The organism is Pseudoxanthomonas sp. F37, assembly GCF_022965755.1.
Lineage (GTDB): Bacteria > Pseudomonadota > Gammaproteobacteria > Xanthomonadales > Xanthomonadaceae > Pseudoxanthomonas_A.
The window spans coordinates 1,504,808-1,521,449 of record NZ_CP095187.1 but is presented as its reverse complement, the minus strand read 5'-3'; the positions used below and the strand labels follow the sequence as shown (position 1 = coordinate 1,521,449).

Below are 16,642 nucleotides of genomic sequence, written 5' to 3'. Positions count from 1 at the left end.
GGAGACGGATCAGCGCGCGATGGTCTGCGTGCGCCAGATCTTCTTCTGCAACTGCAGGATGCCGTACACCAGCGCCTCGGCGGTGGGCGGGCAACCGGGCACGTACACGTCCACCGGCACCACGCGGTCGCAACCGCGCACGACGGAGTACGAGTAGTGGTAGTAGCCGCCGCCGTTGGCGCAGCTGCCCATCGAGATGACCCACTTGGGGTCGGGCATCTGGTCGTAGACCTTGCGCAGCGCCGGGGCCATCTTGTTGACCAGCGTGCCGGCCACGATCATCACGTCCGACTGGCGCGGCGACGGGCGGAACACCACGCCGTAACGGTCCAGGTCCAGGCGCGAGGTGCCGGCGTGCATCATCTCCACCGCGCAGCAGGCCAGGCCGAACGTCATCGGCCACATCGAACCGGTGCGCGCCCAGTTCATCAGCGCATCGACGCTGGTGGTCACGTAGCCCTTTTCCAGCAGCGGGTTGTCGCCTTCGGGGCGCAGGATGTCGTCCACCCGCCCTTCCGGGATCGGGTTGTTCATCAGACGGTCGACGGTCTGGATCACTCCCATTCGAGCGCTCCCTTCTTCCAAACGTAAACGAAGCCGAGGAACAGCATGCCCACGAACAGGCCCATCGTGACCAGCGCACGCGGGCCCAGCTCCTGGAACACCAGCGTCCACGGAACAATGAAGATGATTTCCAGATCGAACACGATGAACTGGATGGCGATCAGGTAGTAGCGCACGTCGAACTTCATGCGCGCGTCCTCGAAGGCCTCGAAGCCGCATTCGTACGGGGACAGCTTCTGCGCGTCGGGGCGACGCGGGCCCAGGAAGCGTCCGGCCACCATCAGCGCGATGCCGATGCCGGTGGCGACGATCAGGAACAACAGGGTGGGCAGGTAGTTGGCCAGCACTCGCTTGTCTCTTCTTGTCCTATCCGCCGACGCGCGGGGGCGCGGTCCGGCATGCATGGGGTTCGATCGCCCGCCTGGCCGCGTCGCGTGCCGCGACCGGCCCGCGGCGAAACCGCCCGGCCCAGCTTCCGCGGACGCCCTTCCGCAACACGTACCGGGCATCCGATGAATCGGCGGGATTGTAACGGTTGGTGAACTAGGTAGTAAACGATTACCCGCGCTTTCGCCGCGCGCGGACGAAAGAAAAAACCCGCCTCAAGGCGGGTTTTTCGTGGCGCGACCGCGTTGCCGCGGACGCGCCGGTGATGGTGCCCAAGAGGGGACTCGAACCCCTACGACTTTCGTCGCTACCACCTCAAGGTAGTGCGTCTACCAATTCCGCCACCTGGGCATTGAAACCTGCGTGGCGCTCTTCGCGCCCCGCCATTGTATCCGGGCTCAGCCGCCCTGCGGTGGCGTCACCGGAGCCTGTTCGCCCGCGGGCGCGGCCTGCTGCGGCGCAGCGGGGGCAGCGCCGGCCGGCGCGGCGGGCGTCGGCTGGATCGGCGTGCTGGGCACGGTGGACGGCTTGGGCAGTTCACCCACCGGCGCCTGGGGCGCGGCAGGCAGCTGCGACATCACGCCCAGGTTCTGCTGTGCGGCCGGACGCGCGCTGTGCGTGGCATACCAGGCCATGAACAGGCTGATGCCGAAGAACGCGATGGCCAGCCACTTGGTGCTCTTGGAGAGGAAATTGGACGCGCCGCGCGCGCCGAACACCGTGCCGGAGGCGCCCGCGCCGAAGCCGGAGCCCGCCTGGGCACCGGAGCCGCGCTGCATCAGCACCAGCGCGATGATGGCGATGGCCACCAGCACGTACACCACATTCAGGATCAGCATCCACATTTGGAATCAGTCTCAACCGGTTGAGTCGTCGGGCCCCTGGGGAGCCGGTCTTGCCGGGGTCAGCCCCGGCCGGCCGCCGCTCGCGCGATGGCCAGGAAATCCCGGGCGACCAGCGAAGCACCGCCCACCAGCCCTCCATCGACATCGGGCTGCGAGAACAGTTCCGCGGCGTTGTCGGGCTTGACGCTGCCCCCGTACAGGAGGGGCAACGAATCGGCGATTCTAGCATCGCGCGCGGCCACTTCGCCACGGATGAAGGCATGCACGGCCTGCGCCTGGGCCGGGGTGGCGGTCAGCCCGGTGCCGATGGCCCAGACCGGCTCGTAGGCGATGACGGCACGATCGAAGGCCCGCGGGCCGGCCAGGTCGAACACGGCTTCCAGTTGCTTGAGGATGCGGAACTCGGTCTGCCCGTCCCGCCGCTGCTGTTCGGTCTCGCCCACGCAGAGCACCGGGATCAGGCCCGCGTGCTTGGCCGCGACGAACTTGCGGGCCACGAATTCGCTGCTCTCGTTGTGGTACTGCCGGCGCTCGGAATGGCCCACCAGGCCATAGCGCGCGCCCACGTCGACCAGCATGGACGCCGAGACTTCGCCGGTATAGGCGCCCTTCTCGTTGCTGCTGACGTCCTGCGCGCCGAAAGCCACGCCACGGTCGCCGTAGTCCTGGATCAGTTCGCCCAGATAGGGCAGCGGCGGCAGGACCAGCAGGTCCACGCCCTCCAGCGGCAGGCCCGCGACCAGTTCGTCCATCAGTGCCGTGGCGAACTGACGGGTGCCATGGAGCTTCCAGTTGCCGGCCACGAGCTTGCGACGCATAAGACCAATTCCTGTCCAGTTCGGGGCCGCGCAGTCTAGCCGATGTTGGGCGGGGCACCTACCGGCCGCGCTATCTTTCCCGCTTCCATGTCCGCACAGGCCTCCCGCATGCCGTCTGCCTCCCCTGCCCCGCTTCCCGGCTACGCCCTGGTGACCGGCGCTTCCAGCGGTATCGGCGAGCGGATCGCACGCGAGTATGCGCGCCGGGGCGTGCCGCTGGTGCTGACCGCCCGGCGCGCGGACCGGTTGCAGGCCCTGGCGGAGGAACTGCGGGTGCAGGTGGCGGTGGAGGTGGTGGCCGCCGACCTGGCCCATCCCGCCGCACCGGCCGCACTGGTGGAGGAACTGGACCGGCGCGGGGTGAGGGTCCGCATCCTGGTCAACAACGCCGGCTACGGCATGCCGGGACGCTACCGCAGCAGCGACTGGGCCGACCATGCGGCCTTCCTGCAGGTGATGACGACCGCCATCTGCGAACTGACCTGGCGGCTACTGCCGTCGATCCGCGCCGACGGTCGCGGGCGTATCCTCAACGTGGCCTCGTTCGCCGCGCTGATGCCGGCCGCCGACGGGCAGACCCTGTACGCACCGGCCAAGAGCTTCCTGCTGAAGTTCAGCGAGGCGCTGGCACTGGAGAACGCCGACCACGGGGTCCACGTGACCGCGCTGTGCCCGGGCTTCACCTATTCCGAATTCCATGACGTCACCGGCACCCGGTCGCGCATGCGGGTATCGCCGACGATGTGGCTGCAGGCGACGGAGGTGGCGCGCGCCGGCATCGAAGGCAACGAGCGCGGCGACATCCTGGTGATTCCCGGCTGGCGCTACCGGTTGATGCACGCCATCGTGAAGCTGCTGCCGCACCGCGTGGCGATGGGCCTGATGGCCAGAGGTTCGCGGCGCGTACGCCCCCTTTAGGAGCGCACGCGCCGCGAACCCGCGAACCCGTGATTCGTGATTCGTGATTCGTGATTAGTGATTCGTGATTAGTGATTAGTGATTCGTGATTCGTGATTAGTGATTAGTGATTCGTGATTCGTGATTAGTGATTCGCGACGGGTGATTCGTGACGGGTGATCCGTCGGAGCAGAGCGCCACGCTTGACCGCTTCGCTGCTGCTCTGGCGGTTGCCCATCACGCCTCCCGAATCACCCATCACGGCGCTTCAGCTACTTCAGCTTGATCTCGCGCAGGCGCTCTTCCAGGTACCCCTGCGCGGTGATCGCCTCCGGATAGCGCTTCGGATTGTCGGCCGTGACCGTGGACGGCAGCACGTCGATCAGGAAGTCCGGGTTCGGGTGCAGGAAGAACGGTACCGAGTAACGCGGCTGGCGCGCCTGTTCGCCCGGCGGATTGGTCACGCGATGCGTGGTGGACGGGTACACGTGGTTGGTCAGGCGCTGCAGCATGTCGCCGATGTTGACCACGATGGTGTCGGCATCGGAGGTGAACGGTACCCACTCGCCCTGCTTGGAGCGCACTTCCAGCCCGGCCGCGCTGGCCCCTACCAGCAGCGTGATCAGGTTGATGTCCTCGTGCGCACCGGCGCGCACGTTGGGGATGTCGTCGGCGGTGATCGGCGGGTAATGGATCGGGCGCAGGATCGAGTTGCCCGAGTCGGTCTTGTCGGCGAAGTAATCCTCCGGCAGGCCGATGTGCAGGGCCAGCGCCGACAGCACGCGCGAACCCAGCTGGTCCAGCGCCTGGTACAGGCCGTAGCCGTGTTCCCTGAAACCCGGAACTTCCGCCGGCCACAGGTTTGGCGGCATGACGTCGCGGTATTTCGAATCGTCGGGAATCTCGCGGCCGATGTGCCAGAACTCCTTCAGGTCGAAATGCTTGGAGTCCTTCGCGGTCTCCACGCCGAACGGCGTGTAGCCGCGCGCGCCGCCGCCACCGGGCACGTGGTACTGCTTCTTCACTTCCTCCGGCAGGGCGAAGAAGCGCTTGAACACGTCGTACGCGGCATCGATGCGCGCCTGCGGAATGCCGTGGTTGCGGATGCCGGCGAAGCCCCATTCGCGATAGGCCGCACCGAGCTCGGCGACGAATGCATCCCGGTCGGTATCGAAACGGGTGATGTCCAGGGTGGGGATTCGGGCACTCATGCAATCTGCTCCAACAGGGAAAAGGCGCGGGAGGCCATGGGACCATCGCCGCGCCGGAAGTTCATTGATCCGGCTCAAGCCGCCGCGGCGGCGCGCACGGCCTCGGCGAGCGTTTCCAGCGTGCTCTTCACCAGCGCATCGTCATCGGCTTCCACCGTGACGCGCACGACCGGCTCGGTACCGGAGGGACGCAGGAACGCACGACCGCGCCCGGACACCGCCGCCTGCGCCTGCGCCAGCGCCGCCTGCACGCTGGCGGCCTCGGTCGGCCGGCTGCCGTTGGCCAGCTTCACGTTGACGGTCTTCTGCGGCAGCATGGTCAGCCCGTCCAGGGCCTCGCGCAACGTCTGCCGGCGGCGGCGCAGGGCTTCCAGCACCTGCAGTGCGGCGATGATGGCATCGCCGGTGGTGGTGCGGTCCAGGCACAGCAGGTGGCCGGAGGCTTCGCCGCCCAGCACCGCATTTCCTTCGACCAGCGCCTGGTGCACGTAGCGGTCGCCCACCTTGGTGCGGACGAACGGGATTTCCAGCTGGGCCAGTGCGCGCTCCAGGCCGTAGTTGGTCATCAGCGTGCCGACCACCGGCCCGCGCAACCGCCCGCTGGCCTGCCAGTCGCGCGCCAGCAGGTAGATCAGCTGGTCGCCATCCACCGGCGTGCCGGCTCCGTCGGCCATCAGCACGCGGTCGCCGTCGCCATCGAAGGCGATGCCCAGGCGGGCGCCGGTCTGGCGCACCTTGGCGGCCAGGTTCTCCACGTGCATGGAGCCGACGCCGTCGTTGATGTTGACGCCGTTGGGCTCGGCACCGATGGTGACCACGTCGGCACCCAGTTCGCGGAACAGCAGCGGCGCGATGTGGTACGTGGCGCCGTGCGCGCAGTCCAGCACCACCTTCAGGCCTTTCAGGTCGAAACGGCGCGGCACGCTGGCCTTGCAGAATTCCATGTAGCGGCCGACCGCGTCGCGCGTGCGGATCGCCTTGCCCAGCTTCTCGGATTCGGCGGTGAAGAACGGTGCGTCGAGCGCGGCCTCGATGGCCAGCTCCGTCGCATCGTCCAGCTTCTCGCCCTCGGCGGAAAAGAACTTGATGCCGTTGTCGTAATGCGGGTTGTGCGATGCGCTTATCACGATGCCGGCATCGGCACCCAGCGTGCGCGTCAGGAACGCCACCGCCGGCGTGGGCATGGGTCCCATCAGCTGCACGTCGGCGCCTGCGGCCACCAGCCCGGCCTCGAGCGCGGCTTCGAACATGTAGCCGGAGATGCGGGTGTCCTTGCCGATCACCACCACCGGACGCGCATCGCCCGCCTTCTCGCACAGCACGCGCCCCAGGGCGTTGCCCAGGCGCAGCACGAAATCGGCGGAGATGGGGCTGGTGCCGACGCGCCCACGGATGCCGTCGGTACCGAAGTATTTGCGGCTCATGCGGTCACCAGTTCGCTGTCCTGCGGCTTGGGCTGTCTCATCAGCAACGCCAGCAGGTCGGCCAGCCGGTCACGCAACTCGCGACGGTCGCAGATCTGGTCGATGGCGCCGTGCGCCACCAGGAACTCCGACCGCTGGAAGCCTTCCGGCAGGGTCTCGCGCACGGTCTGTTCGATCACGCGCGGGCCGGCGAAGCCGATCAGCGCTTCCGGCTCGGCCAGGTTGATGTCGCCCAGCATCGCGAAGCTGGCCGACACGCCGCCGGTGGTGGGGTGCGTCATCACCGAGATGTAGGGCAGGCCGGCCTCGCGCAGCCTGCCCAGCGCGGCCGAGGTCTTGGCCATCTGCATCAGCGAGAACAGGCTTTCCTGCATGCGCGCGCCGCCGCTGGCGGAGAAGCACACGAACGGCGAACCGATTTCCAGCGCGCGCTCGGCGCCCAGCGAAAAGCGCTCGCCCACCACCGAGCCCATGGAACCGCCCATGTAGGCGAAATCGAAGGCGCTGGCGACCAGGTCGCGGCCCTTCAACGTGCCCTGCAGGGTGATCAGCGCATCGCGCTCGCCGGTGCTCTTCTGCGCGGCCTTGATGCGGTCGGCGTACTTCTTCTGGTCCTTGAACTTCAGCACGTCGGTCGGGCCCAGCGCGGCGCCGATCTCGCGGGTGCTGCCGGGGTCGAACAGCGCCGCCATCCGGGCACGGGCGCGGATCGGCATGTGGAAGCTGCACTTGGGGCAGACTTCCAGGTTCTCTTCCAGCTCCGGGCGGTAGAGCACCGCGCCGCAGCGGTCGCATTTTTCCCACAAACCCTCGGGGACGCTGCGTTTGTTCCTGCCCGCGTTGCCCTCGGTGCGGATGCCGGAGGGCATCAGTTTGCTGAGCCAGCTCATGCGTGGTCTTGCTGCCTGCCCCGGGAGGGGCCCAATGGATTAGCGCGGCAGTTTAGCTCAGTCGTCCATGCACGACCGTACGGTGGCTCAGCCGTCCAGCGCCGCCCGCAACGGCGCCAGGAACGCCGCCGCGCGCGCGGGCGCTTCATCGCCGGCTTCCGCCAGCGCGGCCACCAGCGCGCTGCCCACCACCACGCCGTCGGCATCGGCCGCCATCGCGCGGGCGCTGTCGGCGTCCTTGATGCCGAATCCGGCCACCACGGGCGCGCGGGAGGCTCCCCGCAGCAGCTTCAGGCGTTCGCCGGCCGCGGTCGCATCCAATCGCTCGGAGGCGCCGGTCACCCCGGCGAAACTGACGTAGTACAGGTAGCCCTGCGCGGTCCCGCACAGCATCCGCAGGCGCTCGGACGAGGTGGTCGGCGATGCCAGCGCAATCAGGGCCAGCCCCTCCCGGTTGAACACCGCACGGGTCTCCTCGGCTTCTTCCGGCGGCAGGTCCACCAGCAACACGCCATCCACACCGGCGGCGACCGCCTCGCGGGCGAAGCGCTCCGCCCCGTGGATCTCGATCGGGTTCAGGTAGCCCATCAGCACGATGGGCGTGGTGTCATCCTGCTGGCGGAACACCTCCACCGCCTCCAGCACGTAGCGCAGGCCCGCGCCGCGGGCCAGCGCGCGTTCGGAGCTGCGCTGGATGACCGGGCCGTCGGCCATCGGGTCGGAAAAAGGCACGCCCAGTTCGATGACATCCGCACCCGCATCGACCAGCGCATGCATCACCGGGACCGTGGATTCCAGCGACGGATCGCCGGCGGTGATGAACGGGACCAGGGCCTTGCGGCCGGCGGCCGTGAGTTGGGCGAACTTGGCTTCGAAGCGGCTCACAGGCTGATCCCCTCGCGGGCGGCGATGGTGTGCACGTCCTTGTCCCCACGGCCGGACAGATTGCACAGCACCAGGTGGTCCTTGGGCAGTTCGCGCGCCAGCTTGATCGCCTGGGCGACCGCGTGGCTGGACTCCAGCGCCGGCAGGATGCCCTCGGTGCGGGTCAGGCGATGGAACGCGGCCAGCGCTTCCTCGTCGGTGACACCGACGTACTCGGCGCGCCCGCTGTCCTTCAGGAAGGCGTGCTCCGGACCGACGCCCGGGTAATCCAGGCCGGCGGAGATGGAGTGGGTCTCGATGATCTGCCCGTCGTCGTCGCAGATCACGTAGGTGCGGTTGCCATGCAGCACGCCGACGCGGCCGGCGGACAGCGAAGACGCATGGCGACCGGTGCCGATGCCGTCGCCGGCGGCCTCGGCACCGACGATGCGCACGCTGGCGTCGTTGAGGAAGGCGTGGAACAGGCCGATCGCGTTGCTGCCGCCGCCGACGCAGGCGGTGATGGCGTCCGGCAGGCGGCCGTAGTCGGCCAGCATCTGCGCCCTCGCCTCGCGGCCGACCACGGCGTTGAAGTCGCGCACCATGCGCGGATACGGGTCCGGGCCGGCGACGGTGCCGATGATGTAGAACGTGTCGTGCACGTGGGTCACCCAGTCGCGCATGGCCTCGTTCAGCGCATCCTTCAGCGTGGCCGAACCGCTGGTCACCGGCACCACGGTCGCGCCGAGCAGCTTCATCCGGTAGACGTTGATCTTCTGGCGCTCGATGTCGGTAGCGCCCATGTAGACCACGCATTCCAGCCCCAGCCGGGTGGCGACGGTGGCGCTGGCCACCCCATGCTGGCCGGCGCCGGTCTCGGCGATGATCCGCTTCTTGCCCATGCGGCTGGCCAGCAGCGCCTGTCCGATGGTGTTGTTGATCTTGTGCGCGCCGGTGTGGTTCAGGTCCTCGCGCTTGAGCAGGATCTGCGCGCCGCCGACTTCGCGGCTCAGGCGCTCGGCGTGATAGATCGGGCTGGGCCGGCCGACGTAATGCTTCAGGTCCTTGTCGAAGGCGGCGATGAAGGCCGGATCGACGCGGGCGGTGTCGTAGGCGGCGGCCAGTTCCTGCAGCGGACCGATCAGGGTTTCGGCGACGAAGCGCCCGCCGTGACGGCCGAAGTGGCCGCGGGCGTCCGGGTAGGCGTGGAAGTCGGTGACGGGCTGCATGGCGAGGTTCCGGGGAAGCGATGCCTCACGTTATCGCACCGTCATCTCCGCGAAAACCGACTATTCCGGACAAACCCGTGAGTTAAACTCACAGAATGAGCCGCTCCCTGCCTTCGTTGAATGCCCTTCGTGCCTTCGAGGCCGCGGCCCGCCTGGGCAGCGTCAGCCAGGCCGCCACCGAGCTGCACGTCACCCATGGTGCCGTCAGCCGGCATATCCGCGCGCTCGAAGACGCGCTGGGCCGTCCGCTGTTCGTCCGCGACGGGCGGGGCCTGGCCCTGACGGGCGATGGCCATCGCCTGCGCGACAGTGCGGGCGAAGCGTTCGGCGTGCTGCAGGCGGGCTGGACCGCGTTGCAGCGCGGTCCGCGCGCGCCGGCACTGGTGCTTGGCTGCCCGGGCAGCCTGCTGGCGCGCTGGGTCATTCCCCGCCTGGAGCGCCTGGCGGCGGACCTGCCCGACCTGACCCTCCATCTGTCCGCGCAGGAAGGCGCGATGGACCTCGCGGCCGCGGGGCTGGATGCCGCCCTGTTCCTGGGCGAAGCGCCGTGGCCCCCGGGATGGCAGGTCTGGCCGCTGGCGCCCGAGCGGATCGGCCCGGTGCTCAGCCCCCGTCACGCACGGTTCGACGCCTTGCGCAAGGGTCCGCCGCGCGCGCTGCTGGACGAACCGCTGCTGCACACCGCCTCGCGGCCGCAGGCCTGGCCGCGCTGGCTGGCGTCGCAGCAGCTGACGGACGCACCGCGCCTGGGCACCGGTTTCGATCACCTGACCTATCTGCTGGAGGCGGCGGCCGCCGGCCTGGGCGTCGCCATCGCACCCAGAGAACTGGTACAGGCCGACCTGGACAGCGGGCGCCTGGTCGCGCCCTGGGGGTTCGCCGACACCGGCGGAACCTGGGCGCTGTGCGCCGCGCGCGGCAATCCGGATGCGCGCATCCCCCTGCTGGCCGACTGGCTGCGCCGCGACCTGCTGTCCGCGGGCTAGCCGCGGGTGTCGGCGGTGCGGACCGCATCGACGAAGCGTCGCATCTTCTCCGGATCCTTCTCGCCGGGCGCGGTCTCGATGCCGCTGGACACATCCACGCCCCACGGACGCGCAGTGCGCAGCGCAAGCCCGACATTGTCGGGCGACAGGCCGCCGGCCAGCAGGCATGGCCGGTCGCTGACCGCCGGCATCTGCCGCCAGTCGAACCGTTGCCCGCTGCCACCCTGCTCGCCCGCCCCGTGGCCGTCGAAAAGAAAGCCGCTCGCGCTGGGATAGGCCGCCAGGCTGGCGAAGGCGCCCCCGTCCTGCCCGCCCATCGCGATCGCCTTCCAGAACGGCCGCGGGAACGAACCGGCGAACGCATCGTCCTCGGCGCCGTGGAACTGCAACAGGTCCGGCTGCAGGGATTCGATGATCTGGTCGATCTCGTTGCGCGGGTTGTCCATCACCAGCGCCACCACGCCGATTTCCTCCGGCACCAGCTCGCGCAGCATGCGCGCCTGGCCCAGCAGCAGCCGACGGGGGCTGCGCGGCGCGAACACCAGGCCGATGTAGTCCGCGCCCAGTTCCACCGCCAAGCGGACATCCTCGGCGCGGGTCAGCCCGCAGAACTTGATGCGCGTATGCATGGCGCAAGGGTAACCCGGCGGCTCAGCCCATGGCGGCAGGCAGGGTCACTTCCGACGGCAGGCCCCATTCGGCCGGATACAGTGGACTGACGAACACCAGCCCATCGGGCGGCGCCGTCGGCCCGGCGACGGTGCGGTCGCGGCCCGCCAGCAGTTCGCCGATCCAGCCCTCCGGCCGTTCGCCACGCCCCACCACCAGCAGCGAACCCACGATGTTGCGCACCATGTGGTGCAGGAACGCATTGGCCTGCACCTGGACGACCACGCGCTCGCCCTGGCGCTCGACCGAGATCGCGTGCAGGTTGCGCATGGCGTGCGGCGACTGGCAGTGCACGGTGCGGAACGCGCTGAAATCGTTCTCGCCCACCAGCACCTGGGCGGCGCGGTGCATGGCGTCGGCGTCCAGCGGCATCTTTTCCCAGCTCAGGTACTGGCGCTCCAGCGCCGGCCGCGCCAACCGGTTCACCAGCGTGTAGCGATAGCGCCGCGCGCGCGCAGAGAAGCGCGCATGGAAATCACCGGCCACCGGCTGGCACCAGCGCACGCAGACCGCGGGGGGCAGGCGCGCGGTGGCGCCCAGCAACCAGCCGCGCGGCGTGCGCGCGGCGTCGCTGTCGAAGTGGACCACCTGGCATTGCGCGTGCACCCCGGCATCGGTGCGGCCGGCGCAGACCGTGTCCACCTGGGCATCGGCCACCGACGACAGCGCGTTCTCCAGCGCCGCCTGCACGGTGGTGGTGTCGTCCGGCGTGCCGGACTTGCTCAGCCGCTGCCATCCCAGGAAACCGCCGCCGTCGTACTCGACGCCCAGCGCATAGCGCGTCACGACATCACTCCGCGCCCGTCATCCGATCTCGCGCAGCAGTTGCAGCGCCTCGTCGCGCGCCGTCGCGTCCTGGCCGGCCACGACCTCGTTCAACAGGTCGCGTGCGGTCGCCACATCGCCCAGGTCCAGGTAGGCCACGGCCAGTTCCAGTCGATCACGACCGGCAGGCGGCTGCGGCGATGCCGGCGCAGCGGCAGGCGCTGGGCCGCTGCCGGCATGCCAGGTGGGGCCCACCGCGGGCGCAGGTTTCGGCGGCGACTTCGGCGCGGCGGCGACCGGTACGCTGACCGCCGGCTCCAGCACGGGACTGGGGGCGGGCTCGGCGTCGGGCGTGGCCGCCTGCGGCATCGCCGCGGCCAGTTCCGCGGCCCGGCTGTCCGCCGGCGCATGGCCGAACACCGGATTGCGCGGCACCGGCGCTGGCGACGTTCGCTGGCGGCGCTGGGCGAAGCCCCACGCCAGTGCGCCGACGAACAGCAGGCCGAAGCCCGCCCACGCCCAGACCGGGATGCCGCCTTCGCCGCCATTGGCCTGCGCCAGGCGCTGCTGTGCGGCGGCCAGGTCGCTGTCCTTCATGGCCAGCAGCTTCTCCTGCTGGGCCTTGAGCTTTTCCAGTTCCGCCACCTGCGAGCGCAGTTCCTGCACCTCGGCTTCGCGCGCGGCCAGGTCTTCCTTCGACTGCTGCAACTGTTCGTTCGCCAACATCTCGCCCTCACCGCCGGCGCTCACGCCGGACTGCGTTCCAGAACCCGACGTGCCAGTGGCCGCGGGAGCGATTTCCAGGCGCGCGCCGGCCACGGGCGCGGGCGGTGCCGACGGCGCGGCGGTCGCCGCAGGCGCCGGGTCCACCACGGCGGCCGGCTGCGGAATGGGCGCGCGCGCGCGTCGCCACTCGGCGATCTGGCTGCGCACCAGGGCGGCGGCTTCGTCCTCGAGGATGGCCTGCGCCTGGGCCGACTCCGGCACGCGCAGCACCGCGCCCTGCTTGAGCAGATTGATGTTGCCGTTGATGAAGGCTTCGGGGTTGGCGCGCAGCAGCGCGACCATCGCCTGGTCCAGGGTGTAGCCCTGCGCGCGCGCCAGCGGCGCCGCGACCTGCGACAGCGATTGCCCGCGGCGCACGGGCGCCAGCGCATCGCCCGCTGCGACCTGCGCGGGCGGCGTGGCCGCGACCGCAGGTGCCGGCGAAGAAGGCACGGGCGCCGGACGCGTGGGCGCGGGCGGTGGCGCCTGCTCGGCCGGCGCGGGTTCCGGCACGGTGGCCACGGCAGGCGCGACCGGGCGCGCGATGGTGTCCGCCGGCGCGGCGGCCGGCGCATCGATCACGGGTTGTCCGGCCGCCGCCAGCGTGCCCGGCGCGCTGACCAGCGCGGAGTACTCGCGCACCAGCCGGCCCTGGCCCCAGTCCACTTCGATCAGGAAATTGACCGCCGGCACGTCCACCGGCGTGCGGCTGGTGACGCGCACCACCGGGCGTCCGGCTTCATCCAGCGCGACGCTGAAGTCCAGTTCGTTGACCAGGCCCTGCGGGCGCGGCAGGCCGACGCGCTCGAACGTCACCGGCGAGGCCAGGCGCGCACGCAGCTGTTCCAGCTCGCCCGGCTCGCTGGAAATGATCGGGATCTCGGCCAGCAGCGGCTGGCCGGGTTGCGATTTGACCTTGATCTCCCCCAGGCCGAGCGCGAGGGCGGCATTGCTCAGCAATGCCAGCCCCAGCCCGATCATGCCGGCCAGGCGGAGTGCTGCCGTCCGAGGTCTGTGCTTCGGTTTCACGGCCCTTCCCCATGTTTCCCGGGCACGACTATAGCCGCTCAGCCGCCGTTCGCCACCAGTTCGGCCAATTGCACGGCGTTCAGGGCCGCGCCCTTGCGGATGTTGTCGGCCACCACCCACAGGTTGAGGCCGCGCGGATGCGAGAAGTCCTCGCGGATGCGGCCGACGAACACCGGGTCGCGACCCGAGGCATGGGTGACCGGCGTCGGATAGCCGCCCGCCCTGGGCTCGTCGACGACTTCCACGCCGGGCGCGGCGCGCAGCAGTTCACGGGCCTGTTCCGGCGAAATCTTCTTCCTGGTCTCGATGTTGACGGCCTCGGAGTGCCCGTAGAACACCGGCACGCGCACGGCGGTGGGATTGACCTGGATGCTGTCGTCCTCGAGGATCTTGCGGGTCTCCCAGACCAGCTTCATCTCTTCCTTGGTGTAGCCGTTGGGCTGGAACTCGTCGATGTGCGGGATCAGGTTGAAGGCGATCTGCGCCTGGAACTTCTTCGGCTCGATGTCCTGGAAGGCCAGCAACTGCGCGGTCTGGCGACCGAGTTCCTCCAGGCCGGAACGGCCGGCCCCCGACACCGACTGGTAGGTGGCCACGTTGATGCGCTCGATGCCGTACTCGCGGTGGATCGGCGCCAGCACCGGCATCAGCTGCATGGTCGAGCAGTTGGGGTTGGCGATGATGCCGCGCGGACGGTGCTTCGCCGCGTGCGGATTGACCTCGGACACCACCAGCGGCACGTCGGCGTCGTAGCGGAAGGTGGAGGAGTTGTCGATCACCACCGCACCGGCGGCGGCGAACTTCGGCGCGTATTCCTTCGATACGCTGCCGCCAGCCGAGAACAGGGCGATGTCCACGCCGGTCGGGTCGAAGGTTTCCAGGTCGAGCACGTCGACCTTCTGGCCCTTGAAATCGACCTGGGTGCCGGCCGAACGCGCCGAGGCCAGCAGGACGAGCTTGCCGACCGGAAAGTGGCGTTCGGCCAGGATGGACAACATGGTTTCGCCGACGGCGCCGGTGGCGCCGACGACAGCGACGGTGAAGCTACGGTTCTGGTTGCTCATGGAAAGGATTCGCGAAAGATTTCGGTTGAAGACAGCGGACAGGGAGGCTGTGTTCGGGGAACCTGCGGACGTGCCTCAGGCTCCCTGTCGTTTGGCGATGATGGTGTTGATGGTCGAGGCGGTAGCCAGCGCGTCCGGATTGACCGGCGACGGCGGATGGCCCGCGTCCGGCCCTTCGCCCAGCGCGGCGATCAGGTTGTCCACCGCCAGCGACACCATGGCGCGGCGCGTGGCCAGGCTGGCACTGGCGATGTGCGGGGTCAGCACCACGTTGCGCAGGGCCAGCAGTTCCGGACGCACGGCGGGTTCGCCCTCGTACACGTCCAGGCCGGCGGCAGCGAGGCGGCCGCCGGCCAGCGCATCGGCCAGCGCGGCTTCATCGACCAGCCCGCCACGGGCGATGTTCACCAGCGTGGCGGTGGGCTTCATCTTCGCCAGCGCCGCGGCATCGACCAGGTGGTGGACCTGCGGCGAGTAAGGCAACACCAGGATCACGTGGTCGGCCTGGACCAGCAGATCGTCGAAGCCGGCATAGGTCGCGCCGCACTCACGCTCGACGAGCTCTGGCAGGCGGCTGCGGTTGTGGTACAGCACGCGCATGCCGAAGCCGCGTGCACGGCGGGCGATCCCCTGCCCGATCCGGCCCATGCCGACGATGCCCAGCGTGCTGCCGTGCAGGTCCGCACCCAGCAGCGTACCGAACGACCACTGCCGCCACTGGCCGTCGCGCAGCCAGCGTTCGGCCTCGGTGATGCGGCGCGCGGTGGCCATCAGCAGGGCGAAACCGAAATCGGCGGTGGTCTCGGTCAGCACGTCCGGGGTGTTGGTCGCGACGATACCGGCCTGCGTCAGCGCCGCGACATCCAGGTTGTTGTAGCCCACGCCGACGTTGGCGATGGCGCGCAGCTGCTCCGCACCGGCGATTTCCCGGGGGCCGATGCGTTCGTTCAAGGTCACCAGCGCGCCGGTGCTGCCGCGCAGCGCTTCGGCGATGGCCTCGGGACTGTGTTCGGTCACGTCGGCCGTAGCCCGCACGTCGAAATGCGCCGCCAGCCGCCCGACGATGTCGTCGAACAGCGGCTGCGACACCCAGACGCGCGGCCGCAGCTCAGCCATCGACGCTGCCGGGAACGTGGGGCGGCACATCGCCGACATCGCCGCACTGCGCGCGATGGCGCAACGCCTGGTCCATCAGCACCAGCGCCATCATCGCCTCGGCGATGGGCGTGGCGCGGATGCCCACGCAGGGGTCGTGCCGTCCGGTGGTGACGACGTCCACGGTATGGCCGTCCACGTCCACCGTCGCGCCCGGCAGGCGCAGGCTGGAGGTCGGCTTCAGCACGATGGAGGCGGTGACCTGCTGGCCGGTGGAAATGCCGCCGAGGATGCCGCCGGCATGGTTGGACAGAAAGCCTTCGGGCGTCATCAGGTCCCGATGCTCGGTGCCCTTCTGGGCGACCGCGGCGAAGCCGTCGCCGATCTCCACCCCCTTCACCGCGTTGATGCTCATCAGCGCGGCGGCGAGCTCGCCGTCCAGCTTGCCGTAGATCGGTTCGCCCCACCCCGCCGGCACGCCGTCGGCGACGACATTGACGCGCGCGCCGATGGAATCGCCCGACTTGCGCAGCGCATCCATGTAGGCTTCCAGCGCCGGTACCTGCGCCGCATGCGGCCAGAAGAACGGGTTGTCCTCCACCGCATTCCAGTCGAAGCCCTCGGGCGTGATCGGTCCCAGCTGCGACAGGTAACCACGCACGCTCACGCCGTAACGCTGCTGCAGCCATTTCTTGGCGATCACGCCCGCCGCCACCCGCATGGTGGTTTCGCGCGCGGATGAGCGGCCGCCGCCGCGCGGGTCGCGGATGCCGTACTTCTGCCAGTAGGTGTAATCGGCGTGGCCGGGGCGGAACTGCCGCGCGATGTCGGCGTAGTCCTTGCTGCGCTGGTCGGTGTTGCGGATCAGCAGCGCGACCGGCGTGCCGGTGGTGCGGCCCTCGTACACGCCGCTGAGGATCTCCACCTCGTCGGCCTCGCGGCGCGCGGAGGTGTGCCTCGACTTGCCGGTGGCGCGGCGCTCCAGGTCGCGGCGGAATTCCTCGGGCGCGATCTCCAGCCCGGGCGGACAGCCATCGACCACGCAGCCGATCGCCGGCCCGTGCGATTCGCCGAACGTGGTGACGGTGAGGAGTTTTCCGAAACTGTTGCTGCTCAAGCGCCGCTCCGCGGGTGGGAACT

General features: G+C 69.6%; 17 protein-coding genes and 1 tRNA gene. 2 read left to right on the top strand and 16 right to left on the bottom strand.

Going from position 1 to position 16,642, the window contains the following annotated elements; genetic code table 11:
* Nucleotides 1-9 precede the first annotated feature (9 nt).
* The 5 genes from MUU77_RS07020 to tpiA form a co-directional block, all read right to left on the bottom strand.
* Entirely contained in the window at nt 10-564 is a 555-nt protein-coding gene (locus MUU77_RS07020; RefSeq protein WP_162108535.1) for an NADH-quinone oxidoreductase subunit B, read from the bottom strand.
* Nucleotides 555-911, bottom strand: a complete 357-nt coding sequence (locus MUU77_RS07015) for an NADH-quinone oxidoreductase subunit A (RefSeq protein ID WP_162108536.1) — start codon at nt 909-911, stop codon at nt 555-557. Before MUU77_RS07015 ends, MUU77_RS07020 begins: the two co-directional genes overlap by 10 nt.
* Before the next feature lie 306 nt (nt 912-1,217).
* Nucleotides 1,218-1,302, bottom strand: a tRNA-Leu gene (locus MUU77_RS07010).
* A gap of 47 nt (nt 1,303-1,349) precedes the next feature.
* The gene (gene secG / locus MUU77_RS07005; RefSeq protein WP_245093194.1) at nt 1,350-1,796 is read right to left on the bottom strand and encodes a preprotein translocase subunit SecG; all 447 of its coding nucleotides are present in this window, start codon (nt 1,794-1,796) and stop codon (nt 1,350-1,352) included.
* Nucleotides 1,797-1,855: 59 nt separating this feature from the next.
* The gene (gene tpiA / locus MUU77_RS07000; RefSeq protein ID WP_245093192.1) at nt 1,856-2,614 is read right to left on the bottom strand and encodes a triose-phosphate isomerase; all 759 of its coding nucleotides are present in this window, start codon (nt 2,612-2,614) and stop codon (nt 1,856-1,858) included.
* A 108-nt stretch (nt 2,615-2,722) separates the two neighbouring features.
* Here tpiA and MUU77_RS06995 point away from each other — a divergent pair, with 108 nt between their 5' ends.
* Nucleotides 2,723-3,532, top strand: coding sequence for an SDR family NAD(P)-dependent oxidoreductase (locus MUU77_RS06995; protein ID WP_245093190.1), 810 nt, complete (start codon nt 2,723-2,725; stop codon nt 3,530-3,532).
* Nucleotides 3,533-3,783: 251 nt separating this feature from the next.
* Here the strand turns inward: MUU77_RS06995 and MUU77_RS06990 are convergent, their stop codons facing one another.
* The 5 genes from MUU77_RS06990 to trpB form a co-directional block, all read right to left on the bottom strand.
* Nucleotides 3,784-4,722, bottom strand: coding sequence for a 2-oxoglutarate and iron-dependent oxygenase domain-containing protein (locus tag MUU77_RS06990; protein WP_245093183.1), 939 nt, complete (start codon nt 4,720-4,722; stop codon nt 3,784-3,786).
* Nucleotides 4,723-4,796: 74 nt separating this feature from the next.
* Nucleotides 4,797-6,146, bottom strand: coding sequence for a phosphoglucosamine mutase (glmM, locus tag MUU77_RS06985; protein ID WP_245093181.1), 1,350 nt, complete (start codon nt 6,144-6,146; stop codon nt 4,797-4,799).
* A complete protein-coding gene (gene accD, locus MUU77_RS06980) occupies nt 6,143-7,036 on the bottom strand; it encodes an acetyl-CoA carboxylase, carboxyltransferase subunit beta (RefSeq protein ID WP_245093179.1) in 894 nt (297 codons plus the stop codon). The genes glmM and accD overlap by 4 nt, the downstream gene beginning before the upstream one ends.
* 87 nt (nt 7,037-7,123) lie before the next feature.
* A complete protein-coding gene (trpA, locus tag MUU77_RS06975; RefSeq protein ID WP_245093177.1) occupies nt 7,124-7,921 on the bottom strand; it encodes a tryptophan synthase subunit alpha in 798 nt (265 codons plus the stop codon).
* Complete coding sequence (gene trpB, locus MUU77_RS06970) at nt 7,918-9,129, bottom strand: tryptophan synthase subunit beta (RefSeq protein WP_245093175.1); 1,212 nt, start codon at nt 9,127-9,129, stop codon at nt 7,918-7,920. The genes trpA and trpB overlap by 4 nt, the downstream gene beginning before the upstream one ends.
* A 95-nt stretch (nt 9,130-9,224) precedes the next feature.
* Between trpB and MUU77_RS06965 the strand changes: the two genes are divergently transcribed.
* Nucleotides 9,225-10,115, top strand: coding sequence for a LysR family transcriptional regulator (locus tag MUU77_RS06965; protein WP_245093173.1), 891 nt, complete (start codon nt 9,225-9,227; stop codon nt 10,113-10,115).
* Here MUU77_RS06965 and MUU77_RS06960 read toward each other — a convergent pair.
* The 6 genes from MUU77_RS06960 to aroC form a co-directional block, all read right to left on the bottom strand.
* The gene (locus MUU77_RS06960) at nt 10,112-10,744 is read right to left on the bottom strand and encodes a phosphoribosylanthranilate isomerase (RefSeq protein WP_245093171.1); all 633 of its coding nucleotides are present in this window, start codon (nt 10,742-10,744) and stop codon (nt 10,112-10,114) included. The two genes, MUU77_RS06965 and MUU77_RS06960, sit on opposite strands and share 4 nt — an antisense overlap.
* A 22-nt stretch (nt 10,745-10,766) precedes the next feature.
* A complete protein-coding gene (gene truA / locus MUU77_RS06955) occupies nt 10,767-11,570 on the bottom strand; it encodes a tRNA pseudouridine(38-40) synthase TruA (RefSeq protein ID WP_245093169.1) in 804 nt (267 codons plus the stop codon).
* An 18-nt stretch (nt 11,571-11,588) separates the two neighbouring features.
* A complete protein-coding gene (locus MUU77_RS06950; RefSeq protein ID WP_245093167.1) occupies nt 11,589-13,295 on the bottom strand; it encodes a FimV/HubP family polar landmark protein in 1,707 nt (568 codons plus the stop codon).
* A gap of 86 nt (nt 13,296-13,381) precedes the next feature.
* Nucleotides 13,382-14,407, bottom strand: a complete 1,026-nt coding sequence (locus MUU77_RS06945) for an aspartate-semialdehyde dehydrogenase (protein WP_245093165.1) — start codon at nt 14,405-14,407, stop codon at nt 13,382-13,384.
* A 75-nt stretch (nt 14,408-14,482) separates the two neighbouring features.
* The gene (locus MUU77_RS06940; RefSeq protein ID WP_245093159.1) at nt 14,483-15,523 is read right to left on the bottom strand and encodes a D-glycerate dehydrogenase; all 1,041 of its coding nucleotides are present in this window, start codon (nt 15,521-15,523) and stop codon (nt 14,483-14,485) included.
* Nucleotides 15,516-16,619, bottom strand: a complete 1,104-nt coding sequence (gene aroC, locus MUU77_RS06935) for a chorismate synthase (protein ID WP_245093152.1) — start codon at nt 16,617-16,619, stop codon at nt 15,516-15,518. The genes MUU77_RS06940 and aroC overlap by 8 nt, the downstream gene beginning before the upstream one ends.
* Nucleotides 16,620-16,642: the final 23 nt, after the last annotated feature.